Raw genomic sequence first — 10,073 nt, forward strand, 5'->3', positions numbered from 1 at the left:
GGTGCGCACCGCCTCCGGCCGCCCGCCGAGTGCCTGCCAGTGCGAGCCGAGCGTCACGTCGGTGGCGTCGAGGATCTCGGCCCACATCTGGGCGAGTTCCTCCTCCACGAATCCCATGACTGTCATATGAGTTGTGTCCCGGAGTGAGAGTGACGCACGGCGTCCTGGAGCAGTTCGAGGAATTTCGGCGGATTGCCGCTGAAGTAGAAGTGGTCGCCCTCGAAGACGTGCACGTCGGCGTCGGCCGTCGTGTGGGCGGCCCAGGCGCCGGCCTCGGCGAGCGGCACGTCAGGGTCGCCGTCGGCGACGAACACGGTGACCGGGCAGCCGACCACGGCGCCCGCGTCGACCCGGTACTCCGCCAGGGCGCGCAGGTCGCCGCGGATGGCGGGAAGCACCAGCTGCATGAGTTCCGGGTCCTGGCGCACACCGTCACTCGTGCCGCCGAGGCCCATGATGCGGGCGAGCACGGCGTCGTCGGGCTCGGGCTCGGTCTCGCCGGGGGGTGCGCCCGCGCCGGCGGTCAGCCGGTCCGTACGCACCGAGGGCGCCGAACTGGCCGAGGCGACCAGGAGGTGGGGAGCGGTGCCCCCGGCCGCCTCCAGCCGCCGGGCCACCTCGAAGCCGATGAGCCCGCCCATGCTGTGCCCGAAGAAGGCCGGGCGCCGGGGCAGCCGGGTACGCAGCGCCTCGTACACGCCGTCCGCCAGCGCCGCCACCGATCCCGCGGGCTCCTCGAAGAGCCGGTTCTCCCGTCCCGGGTACTGGACCACCAGCATCTCGATGTCCGCGTCGAGCGCCGCCGACAGGTCGAAGTAGTAACTGGCCGACCCACCCGCGTGCGGGAAGCAGACCAAGGTGTACCGGGCCCCCGGCTTCGGGTGGAAGCAGCGCAGCCAGGTGGTGGGGGCGGGGGCGGTGGCGAGGACGCGCACCGGTGCCGTCGTGCCGCCGTCGGGACAGTGGCCTTCGCCGGCGCCGCTCATCAGGCGGGCACCGCGTCGGCCCGCAGCGCCCGATGGGCCCGGCGCGCCTCCGCGAACTCGACGACCTGGCCGGCCATCGCCGTCAACTGCTGCTGGATGTGCGCGTCGGAGCATTCGCCGTCCGTACCGAAGCCGGCCGTCGCGCTGTTGAGCGCCACCCCCAGCGGGGTGGTCCAGCCGCGCAGGGCGTGCACGATGTCCCGGAGCGCCGCGAGCGTGGTCACCGCGCCCTGCCAGCCCATCCCGACGGACAGGCAGCCGACGGCCCGCTCCGAGAGGTACGGCCGGGGGTCGCCGCGCAGCTCCTCGGTATAGTCCAGGGCGTTCTTCAGGAGCCCGGACACCGTGCCGTGGTACGCGGGGCTCGCCAGCACCACCCCGTCCGCCGAGGCCACCTCGTCGAGGAGCCGGCGCGCCGGGGGCGGGCAGGCCGCCACGCGCGGGTCGTAGAGCGGCATGACCAGGTCGGCGCCGCTGACGAGACTGACCCGCGCGCCCAGCCGGGCGGCCTCCGCGAGTACCACCCGCAGCCCGAGCTCCGCGGTGGAGCCAGGTCGGGAGGACCCCCCGATTCCGACGACCTTCACGGCCTGCTGCATGAACTCCCCGTTTCGCGTGTTCCGGTCCGGAACCCCCGGCTGCCCGTCCTCTCGGCGCGCCTGGTTCCCGGTGGTCGATCTCCCCGGTCGATCAGGACCGGCCACAGCCTTCGGCACGCCAAGTTGCCGGTCAACGCCCGCTGTCCGGGGAGATCCGATGGCCTCGTTCGGACATTCCGATGCCGCTTGCGGTAACGCCCCGCGCCCGTCGGCGGCCTGGCCCGCACCGGGCACCCCGGCCCGCCGCGACCGATCGTTCCCGCTGATGGGAGCCATCGGAGATGCCCGTCGGCCCGCCCTTTCCCGGACCCCCCGGATGCCCGGATCATCGGAGCGGCGCCGATCGCGCACACCGCCCCATGCCGAGCTTCCGGCACGTACTCGAACAGGGTCATGTCCCGGAACCGACGGCCCGCACGGCCGCCGGCCGTCCGGGTTCCCTGCCCACCGCGGATCCGAGAAGCCCATGCCCCAGGTCGACGACCCCGCCGCCCCCCGCATCGCCGTCGTCGGAGCGACCGGCGCGGTGGGCGGCACCCTGCTCGAACTCATCGAGGACCGCGCCCTGCCGTACCGGCGCCTGCACCTGGTGGCCTCCGCCCGCTCGGCCGGCCGTACGATCCGCGTCGACGGCCGCGACCACCGCGTCACCGAACTCCCCCGGTTCGCGTTCGGCACGGTCGACGCCGCCCTGTTCTGCGCCGGCGAGCAGGTCAGCAGGGAGTGGGTCCCGGTCGCCGTCGCCCACGGCGCCCTGGCCGTCGACAGCACCCCCGCCTTCCGGATGACCCCGGGCACCCCTCTGGTCGTCCCGCAGCTCAACGCCGCCGAGCTGGGCCGCCGTCCGGCGGGCGGGGTGATCGCGGTGCCCGGCGCCGCCACGGTGCCCGTGGTCCGCGTGCTGCGGGACGTGGAGCGCCGCTGGGGGCTCCGCCGGATCGTCGTCAGTACGTACCAGGGCGCCTCGGGAGCCGGGCACGGCGGTATCGAAGAGCTCCAGGACGGCTCGCGTACGGTCCTGCAGGATCCGCAGGCCACCGTGCCCTCGGCGCAGTTCTCACCCCCGCTGGCCTTCAACGTGCTGCCCGGTATCGGCGACCTCCTGGAGGACGGCTCGACCCTCCAGGAGCGGGAGGTGGCCGACGAGGTCCGTAAGGTCCTGGGGCTGCCGGGCATCGAGGTCACGGCGACCTGCGTCCGGGTCCCGATGGTCAGCGGACACGGCGCGGCGGTGTGGGTGCAGTGCCGTTCCGCGGTGGACCGGGCCGAGCTGGTCGCGTTGCTGCGGGCGTTGCCCGAGGTCGTGGTCCACGACCCCGGCGGCCCGACGCCGGCGGCGCTGGGCGACCCGGACCGGATCCACGTGGGCCGGATCCGGGTCTCCGCCACCGCCCCCGACGGCTTCTGGGTGTGGCTGGCCACCGACAACCTCCGGGTGGGCGGCGCGCTGGACGCCGTACGGATAGTGGAGGAACTGCTGGCTCGGGGCACGCTGTGAGCACGGCTCCGCCGGCCCGCCCGGAGGCGGCGCCGACGGGGCCGTACGAGGGCAGCCCTCAGCAGGCCACCAGCTGCCGGTCCTGCTCCGCGAACCGGACCATCCAGTCGATGAACACCCGCATTTCACGGGTGAGATGGCGCCCGGACCGCCACGCGATCTGGGTGTAGACCTCGAACGGAGCCTGCCAGTCCAGTACGGTCAGCGACCGCGCCTCGATCTCGGCGGCCACCGCCATCGCGGGCAGCACGCTGACACCCAGACCGGCCGAGACCCCGCGCTTGATGGACTCGATGTTGCCGAACTGCAGCAGCGGTACGGGCTGCTCGGCGCCGCCGTTGAGCTCCGCCTCGAACATCGCCCCGTAGGAGCAGCCCGCCTCCGGCGCCAGGATCGGCACCGCGCGCAGGTCGCCGGTGGAGACGCCGCGGACGCCCGCCAGGACATGGTCCGGGGCGGCGACCGCGACCAGCGGCTCGGAGCCGAGGATCTCGGTCCTGACGCCGGGGTGGTCGGTCTCGGCCTCCATGAGGAAGCCCAGGTCGAAGGTGCCCTGCCGGAGCGCCTCGCAGGTGTCCCGGCACAGGCTGGGCCGCAGGGCGAGCTGGAGCCGCGGGTAGCGGTGGTGGAAGTACTCCAGGACCGGGGGCATCCGGTAGGACGTGAAGCTCTCCATCGTGCCGATCGTGAGCACCCCCGACGGCTCGCCCAGGCCGGTGGTCCGATCCCGGGCCTCATCGACCAGGGACAGGATCCGCTCCGCGTACGGAACGAGACGCTCCCCGGCCGGAGTCAGCCGGATCCGTCCCCGCAGGCGCTCGAAGAGCTCCACTCCGAGCGCTACCTCCAGGCCTTTCACCTGGGCCGTGACGCTGGACTGCGCGTACTTCAGGTCGGCCGCGGCCCGGGTGAAGCTCAACAGTGTCGCGACCCGGTGAAAGGTGGTGAGCTGCTTCAGATCCATGCGCTGTCCCGACGGCGCGCCGTCCCCGTGCTGGTCGCGTCGGTCACTGCCAGCCCATGTCCGTCTTCTCGGCGTCCGCCTGGGCGGCGGGCGCGGCGGCGCCCTGCGGCGCTCCGGTGGCGTCGGCCTGCGCGGTGGCGGGCGCCATCAGCACGGCGGTGCCGAGGACGACGAGTACTACGGCCTTGCCCATACGAGTGCTAAGCATGAAGAACATCCCCCTGTGTCATGCGTGTTTCTTGCCGCTACAGCATCACCACGCGTCACAGGCTCGGGAAAGGGGTTTCCGGTGGCCAGATTGGGCCCTGACCCAATCTGGCCAGCACGGGCCGAACGGGCCACACCAGAGATAATGGCCTCTGCTGACGGATGGGGGGCCGATGCTCGACGTACTGGGACTGGACAGACTGACCGAAGCCGTTTACCGGGCGATGCTGAGCCATCCGCGGAACGACGCCGAGGATCTGGCGGAGCTGCTCGGGATCTCCGAGGAGGCCGTGCACGAGGCATGGGAGCGGCTGTCCGGCCTGTCGCTCGTGCAGTACCCCGCCGGGACACCGGCCGACGCGCCGGCGCCCCGAGCGGTCAGCCCGGAGGTCGGCCTGGAGTACCTGCTGGCCCGGCGCCAGGCCGAGCTGGCCCTGGAGAACCAGCGCATCGCGGGCGCCCGGACCGTGGCCCAGCAGCTGATCTCCGAGTACGAGGACCTGCGCCCGGTCGGGCCCGCCGTCAGCGTGGAGCACCTCGCCGACGTCGACGAGGTCCGGACCCGCCTCGCGGTGCTCACCGAGAACGTCCGGCACGAGGTGATGGTCTTCGCCCCCGGCGGGGCCCAGACCGAGGCGAACATGGCGGCCTCCCGCCCGCTCAACGAGCGGCTGCTCGGCCGGGGCGTCACCATGCGGACGATCTACCTGGACAGTGTGCGCAACAACCCGGCCAGCGAGGCGCACGCCAAGTGGCTCACGGAGCTGGGCGGCCAGGTCCGTACGATCGCCGTCCTGCCGCTGCGGATGACCATCGTGGACCGTACGACCGCCGTCCTGCCCGTGAACAGCGAGGACAGCGGTGAGGGCGCGGTCGCCCTCACGGGCCAGGGCACGCTCACCGCCCTGTGCACCCTCTTCGAGACGGTGTGGGAGAACGCCCGGCCGCTGGGCCAGGCCCCCCGCCGCGACGAGGCCGAACTCGACCACCAGGAGGCGGCCAGCCTGCGCCTGCTCGCCGAGGGCCATACCGACGAGGGGATCGCCAAGCGCCTCGGCGTCTCCCACCGCACGGCCCGCCGGATCGCCACGGTCCTGATGGAACGCCTGGGCGCCCGGAGCCGCTTCGAAGCCGGCGTCCGAGCGGTCCAGCGCGGCTGGCTCCCCCCGGACGCGTGACCCGGACCCCATGACGGGCCGGTCACCGCACCAGGCCGTCTAGCGCACGCTCAGCGGGCGCTGGTCCGTCCACACCTCGTCGATGTGCGCGAGGCACTCCTCCTTGGTCCCGGCCACACCCGTGTCCCGCCAGCCCAGGGGCACTTCGCGCCCTTCGGCCCAGATCGAGTACTGCTCTTCCCCGTTGACGACAACGGTGAACCGCCCCACTGCGCACCTCCACGTACGCGCCGGCCCGACAGCCCGACGACCTCATCTGCGAGCCCCAGCCTCATCGGCCCGCCCCGCCACCACAACACCCACCCCATACCGGCTCCCGAACCGCACAATCGCCCCAGCCGATCGCCGACGACGGGCGGCCCCTTGAGCAGGAATCCCCCGCGCAGGGCAGCGGCGGCGTCCTGGTCCAGTCGCGCGTGGCCGAGGAGGGCCTGGAGCAGCGCGAACGGGATCCGGCCGGCCTGGGCGCGATCATCGAACGCCACACGGGCCGGGCTCCGGCACGAGGAGCACTCGGCCGCCTCGTCGATCTCCTGCTCGGCCCGGCGGCCGGGAACTGAGACCGAGTGCACCCGTGCTGCGGCCCGGACGCGCCGGCGCCGCACGCGCCGCCCGACCCCGGAAATAGCAAAACCCCCAGGTCACGGCGAGTGAGTCCTGGGGGTTCTACAGAGCCGCCTTCGGGATTCGAACCCGAGACCTACGCATTACGAGTGCGTTGCTCTGGCCAGCTGAGCTAAGGCGGCACCGCTGGTCAGACAAGTATTCCCTCGAAGAGGGGCGCTCATCAGCAGCGGCGCCAAGTCTACAGGGTGTGGACGGGTGCCCCGAACCAGGTTTCGCGGGGGTGGGACGTAGGCCGCCTATCGGGGCGGACGCGGAATCTCGGGCATGCTTCGTCGCCGAGCCGGACGCGGGTCCCGCAGGTGCGACCGGGAGCTGCTCGGGCAACCGGCCTCAGCACTTCTTGCCGTCCTGCGGGGCCTTGCCCTCCAGCAGGTAGCGGTTGATCGCGGCGTCGATGCAGTCGCTGCCCCGCCCGTACGCCGTGTGGCCGTCGCCGTCGTAGGTGAGGAGCGTGCCCGACTCGAGCTGGCCGGCCAGAGCCTGGGCCCACTTGTACGGGGTCGCCGGGTCGCGGGTGGTCCCCACCACCACGATCGGCGCGGCGCCCTTCGCGGTCAGCTCCCTCGCCTTGCCCGTGGCCTTCACCGGCCAGTACGTGCAGTTCAGCGCGGCCCAGGCCAGGCCCGCGCCGAAGACAGGGGAGGCCTTCTCGAAGGACGGCAGGGCGGTGTCCACGGCCTCCGGGCCGCTGAAGGCCGCAGGCTGGTCGAGGCAGTTGACGGCGGCGTTCGCGAACATCAGGTTGGCGTACTTGCCGTCCGCCTCGCGCTCGTAGTAGCTGTCGGCCAGGCTCAGCAGCCCCGATCCGTCGCCGTTCATCGCCGAGCCGAGCGCCTCGCGCAACTGCTGCCAGGCACTCTCGTCGTACAGCGCCGCGATCACCCCGGTCGTCGCCAGGGCCTCGCCCAGCGGGCGGTCCGGGTCACCGGTCGCGGCGGGCTGCGCGTCGACCTTGCGGAAGAACTCCTTCAGGCGCGCCGCCACCGCGTCCGGGCCGCCCTTGCCGAGCGGGCAGTCGGGCTGCTTCGCACAGTCCTTGGCGAAAGACGTGAAGGCCGTCTCGAAGCCCTCCGTCTGGTCCCGGTTCAGTTCGAGCGCGGGCCGGGCGGGGTCCATCGCCCCGTCCAGGACCAGCCGGCCGACCCGGTCCGGGAAGAGGTCCGCGTACGTGGCGCCCAGGAGGGTGCCGTACGAGGCCCCGACGTAGTGGAGCTTCTCGTCGCCGAGCACCGCGCGCAACAGGTCCATGTCCCGGGCGGCGTCGACGGTGGAGACGTGCGGCAGGACCCGCCCCGACTTCGTCCGGCAGGCCTCCGCGAACTCCTTGAAGGCGGCCACCAGCCCGGCCCGCTCGGCCGGGTCGTCCGGCGTCTGGTCCACCTGGGTGTACTTGTCCATGGCCGGGCCGCTGAGGCACTCGACGGGACTGCTGCGCTCCACCCCGCGCGGGTCGAAGGACACCATGTCGTACTGGGCCCGCACGGGCGCGGGATAGCCGATGCCCGCGTACGCCTGGAGGTAGCCGATGCCGGAGCCGCCCGGGCCGCCCGGGTTGACCACCAGCGAGCCGAGGCGCTTGCCGGGACCGGTAGCCGTGCGGCGCGACACCGCGATCTCGACGTCCTGGCCGGAGCCGGGATGCGCGTAGTCCAGCGGGGCCTTCATGGTGGAGCACTGGAATCCGGGGACACCGCAGTCGCGCCAGGTCAGCTTCTGGCCGTAGTACGGGCGTAGCGCGGCCGCGTCGGGGGACCGCTGCGCCGAGGGCGTGGCGGACTTCGGCGGGGAGGACGCGGCGGCCCGGGGTTCCCCCGGCCCGCCCGAGGTGCACCCGGAGAGCAGCAGCCCGGCGGCTGCGATCACGGTTCCGGTGGTACGCAGCAGGCGACTGGTGTCCATCCCCGGAGCGTACGTCCTGCCGGTGGACCTGAGCGGGCGGGCCGGGCCCGGACGGCCGCACGCCTTCCGTGGCCCCTACCGGGCGTGGCACGGACCGGGCAGTACCCGGCCCCGGCGGCCGGTTCGCCCGTACGGGTGAGCCGGTCAACGGGGTGTGGACCACCGTCCGGAGGCCCGGACGGTGGCCCGCCCGGACGAGGTCAGCCCGCGCGCAGGGCCATCGTCATCGCCTCGACCGCGAGGAGCGGGGCGACATTGCGGTCGAGGGAGTCCCGGCAGGCGATGATCGCCTCGATCCGGCGCAGGGTCCGCTCAGGACCCGAGGCGCGGGCGATCCGGTCCAGGTCGGGCCGTATCTCCTCGTTGGCGATGGCCACGGACGAGCCGAGCTGCAGGGCCAGGACGTCCCGGTAGAAGCCCGTGAGGTCGGTCAGCGCCAGTTCGAGGGTGTCGCGCTGGGTACGGGTGCGACGGCGCTTCTGCCGGTCCTCCAGCTCCTTCATCACGCCCGCCGTACCGCGCGGCATCCGGCTGCCGGCGCCCGCCCCGGCGCCGAGTGCGACCCTCAGCTCCTCGGTCTCCTTGGTGTCGACCTCGTCCGCGACCTGCTTGGCGTCCTCCGCGGCGGCGTCGACCAGCTCCTGCGCGGCCTTGAGGCAGGCACCGATGTCGTCCACCCGGAGCGGGAGCTTCAGGACCGTGGCCCTGCGCTCCCGGGCCCCCTCGTCGGTGGCCAGCCGACGGGCACGGTCGACGTGCCCCTGGGTGACCCTGGCGGCGGCCAGGGCCACCGCCGGCTCGATGCCGTCCCGCCGCACCAGCATGTCGGCGACGGCCGCGACCGAGGGAGTGCTGAGGTTGAGGTGGCGGCAGCGCGAGCGGATGGTGGGCAGCACGTCCTCCACGGAGGGCGAGCACAGCAGCCAGACGGTGCGGGGCGCGGGCTCCTCCACCGCTTTGAGGACCGCGTTGGCGGACTTCTCGTTCAGCCGCTCGGCGTCCTCGACCAGGATGACCTGCCAGCGGCCCGTGGCCGGGGACGTGTAGGACTTGCGGACGGTGTCCCGCATGTCGGCGACGAGAATCTGGCTGCCGACCGCGACGACGGTGGAGACGTCGGCGTGCGTGCCGACCATCGCGGTGTGGCAGCCGTCGCAGAACCCGCAGCCGGGCTCACCGCCGAGGGCACGGTCGGGGCTGGTGCACTGCAGGGCGGCCGCGAAGGCCCGGGCGGCGGTGGTCCGCCCGGCACCGGGCGGACCGGTGAACAGCCAGGCGTGGGTCATCTTGGACGCCGCCGGCGGCGCGGTCCCGGCCGTGGTGGCCGTGACCAGTGCGTCGGCGTCACGGGCCGCGGCGGCCAGCTGCGCCCGGATCCGCTCCTGTCCCACCAGGTCGTCCCATACGGGCATCCCGCCCACCACCTTTCGCTCTCCGTGCACCCATTGTGGCGGGCACCACCGACAATGCTGTCCCCGCCGAGGTCAGCGGCGGCGGCGCGGTCCGCGTTCGCCCTCGTCGCCGTCCTCGTCGTCCCGGCGGCGGCCCAGCAGCTCGTCGGCCAGCGTCGGCAGATCGTCCAGCGGGGTCTCCTCGGCCCAGTCCGGGCGGGGACGGCGCGGCCGGCCCTCGCCGTCGACGACGGGAAGCTCCCGCGTCCGGTCGTTGCCGGAGTCCCGGAAGATGCCCGACGGCACCCGGTCGGCCGGGTTCTCCTCGGGGCGCTGGGCCGTCGGCCGCGTGGCGGAGCGGGCCCGCCCGGTACCGCTGTCCTGCGGGGTATGCGGCGCCTGCGGGGAGTCCGGACGTACGGGCGGCAGCACCGCCGTCTCGTCGGTCGCGCGGACCGGCGGCAGCACCGCGGTCTCGTCGGTCGCGCGGACCGGCGGCAGCACCGAGGTCTCCGCGGCGGAGGCCGGGTCGACCTTCGGCACGGGAACGGTCTGGGTGACGTCGTCCGGCTGGACGACCCGCTTGACCGGCTTGGCCTCCGGCGCCATCGGCGTCTCCACCGTCACCGCGTCGTCCGGGTGCGGCTCAGGCTCCGGCTTCTTGGTCATGCCGACCTTGGGCGCAGGCGCAGCCGCAGGTGCGGGGGTGGGGGCAGGCGCGGGC

At 73.5% G+C, this 10,073-nt stretch carries 10 protein-coding genes, 1 tRNA gene and 1 pseudogene; 3 read left to right on the top strand and 9 right to left on the bottom strand.

Going from position 1 to position 10,073, the window contains the following annotated elements; all coding sequences use genetic code 11:
* Positions 1 to 122: 122 nt before the first annotated feature.
* The gene (locus ACWGIU_RS18290; RefSeq protein ID WP_453707005.1) at positions 123 to 986 is read right to left on the bottom strand and encodes a thioesterase II family protein; all 864 of its coding nucleotides are present in this window, start codon (positions 984 to 986) and stop codon (positions 123 to 125) included.
* Positions 986 to 1,585, bottom strand: a complete 600-nt coding sequence (locus tag ACWGIU_RS18295; RefSeq protein ID WP_453707007.1) for an NADPH-dependent FMN reductase — start codon at positions 1,583 to 1,585, stop codon at positions 986 to 988. The genes ACWGIU_RS18290 and ACWGIU_RS18295 overlap by 1 nt, the downstream gene beginning before the upstream one ends.
* 466 nt (positions 1,586 to 2,051) lie before the next feature.
* Here ACWGIU_RS18295 and ACWGIU_RS18300 point away from each other — a divergent pair, with 466 nt between their 5' ends.
* Positions 2,052 to 3,083: an aspartate-semialdehyde dehydrogenase gene (locus ACWGIU_RS18300; RefSeq protein WP_453707009.1), complete on the top strand. Its 1,032-nt coding sequence runs from the start codon at positions 2,052 to 2,054 to the stop codon at positions 3,081 to 3,083.
* A 58-nt stretch (positions 3,084 to 3,141) separates the two neighbouring features.
* On the opposite strand, the gene ACWGIU_RS18305 is transcribed toward ACWGIU_RS18300, so the two are convergent.
* A complete protein-coding gene (locus tag ACWGIU_RS18305) occupies positions 3,142 to 4,047 on the bottom strand; it encodes a LysR family transcriptional regulator (RefSeq protein WP_453707011.1) in 906 nt (301 codons plus the stop codon).
* 43 nt (positions 4,048 to 4,090) lie between these two features.
* Complete coding sequence (locus tag ACWGIU_RS18310; RefSeq protein ID WP_453707013.1) at positions 4,091 to 4,255, bottom strand: hypothetical protein; 165 nt, start codon at positions 4,253 to 4,255, stop codon at positions 4,091 to 4,093.
* Positions 4,256 to 4,427: 172 nt separating this feature from the next.
* Here ACWGIU_RS18310 and ACWGIU_RS18315 point away from each other — a divergent pair, with 172 nt between their 5' ends.
* Positions 4,428 to 5,432 carry a helix-turn-helix domain-containing protein gene (locus ACWGIU_RS18315; RefSeq protein WP_453707015.1) on the top strand — a complete coding sequence of 335 codons (1,005 nt, stop codon included), beginning with the start codon at positions 4,428 to 4,430 and terminating at the stop codon, positions 5,430 to 5,432.
* Between the two features lie 39 nt (positions 5,433 to 5,471).
* Here ACWGIU_RS18315 and ACWGIU_RS18320 read toward each other — a convergent pair whose 3' ends face one another.
* The gene (locus tag ACWGIU_RS18320) at positions 5,472 to 5,642 is read right to left on the bottom strand and encodes an MbtH family protein (protein ID WP_189743929.1); all 171 of its coding nucleotides are present in this window, start codon (positions 5,640 to 5,642) and stop codon (positions 5,472 to 5,474) included.
* Between the two features lie 206 nt (positions 5,643 to 5,848).
* On the opposite strand from ACWGIU_RS18320, the gene ACWGIU_RS18325 reads away from it, so the two are divergent.
* Positions 5,849 to 5,992 carry a hypothetical protein gene (locus ACWGIU_RS18325; RefSeq protein ID WP_453707017.1) on the top strand — a complete coding sequence of 48 codons (144 nt, stop codon included), beginning with the start codon at positions 5,849 to 5,851 and terminating at the stop codon, positions 5,990 to 5,992.
* Between the two features lie 112 nt (positions 5,993 to 6,104).
* On the opposite strand, the gene ACWGIU_RS18330 is transcribed toward ACWGIU_RS18325, so the two are convergent.
* The 4 genes and pseudogenes from ACWGIU_RS18330 to ACWGIU_RS18345 form a co-directional block, all read right to left on the bottom strand.
* A tRNA-Thr gene (locus ACWGIU_RS18330) sits at positions 6,105 to 6,178 on the bottom strand.
* A 211-nt stretch (positions 6,179 to 6,389) separates the two neighbouring features.
* Positions 6,390 to 7,958 (bottom strand): alpha/beta hydrolase, encoded by a 1,569-nt coding sequence (locus ACWGIU_RS18335; RefSeq protein WP_453707019.1) that lies wholly within the window; start codon positions 7,956 to 7,958, stop codon positions 6,390 to 6,392.
* 200 nt (positions 7,959 to 8,158) lie between these two features.
* Entirely contained in the window at positions 8,159 to 9,370 is a 1,212-nt protein-coding gene (locus tag ACWGIU_RS18340; protein ID WP_453707021.1) for a DNA polymerase III subunit delta', read from the bottom strand.
* Between the two features lie 72 nt (positions 9,371 to 9,442).
* Positions 9,443 to 10,073, bottom strand: a pseudogene (locus ACWGIU_RS18345) (dTMP kinase); the annotation flags it as partial.

The organism is Streptomyces sp. NPDC054840 (genome assembly GCF_053611065.1).

Bases quoted from the DNA above. Each gene is read 5' to 3' on its own strand.
- ACWGIU_RS18290 (WP_453707005.1), bottom strand. From the start codon at position 986: ATGAGCGGCGCCGGCGAAGGCCACTGTCCCGACGGCGGCACGACGGCA.
- ACWGIU_RS18295 (WP_453707007.1), bottom strand. From the start codon at position 1,585: ATGCAGCAGGCCGTGAAGGTCGTCGGAATCGGGGGGTCCTCCCGACCT.
- ACWGIU_RS18300 (WP_453707009.1), top strand. From the start codon at position 2,052: ATGCCCCAGGTCGACGACCCCGCCGCCCCCCGCATCGCCGTCGTCGGA.
- ACWGIU_RS18305 (WP_453707011.1), bottom strand. From the start codon at position 4,047: ATGGATCTGAAGCAGCTCACCACCTTTCACCGGGTCGCGACACTGTTG.
- ACWGIU_RS18310 (WP_453707013.1), bottom strand. From the start codon at position 4,255: ATGCTTAGCACTCGTATGGGCAAGGCCGTAGTACTCGTCGTCCTCGGC.
- ACWGIU_RS18315 (WP_453707015.1), top strand. From the start codon at position 4,428: ATGCTCGACGTACTGGGACTGGACAGACTGACCGAAGCCGTTTACCGG.
- ACWGIU_RS18335 (WP_453707019.1), bottom strand. From the start codon at position 7,958: ATGGACACCAGTCGCCTGCTGCGTACCACCGGAACCGTGATCGCAGCC.
- ACWGIU_RS18340 (WP_453707021.1), bottom strand. From the start codon at position 9,370: ATGCCCGTATGGGACGACCTGGTGGGACAGGAGCGGATCCGGGCGCAG.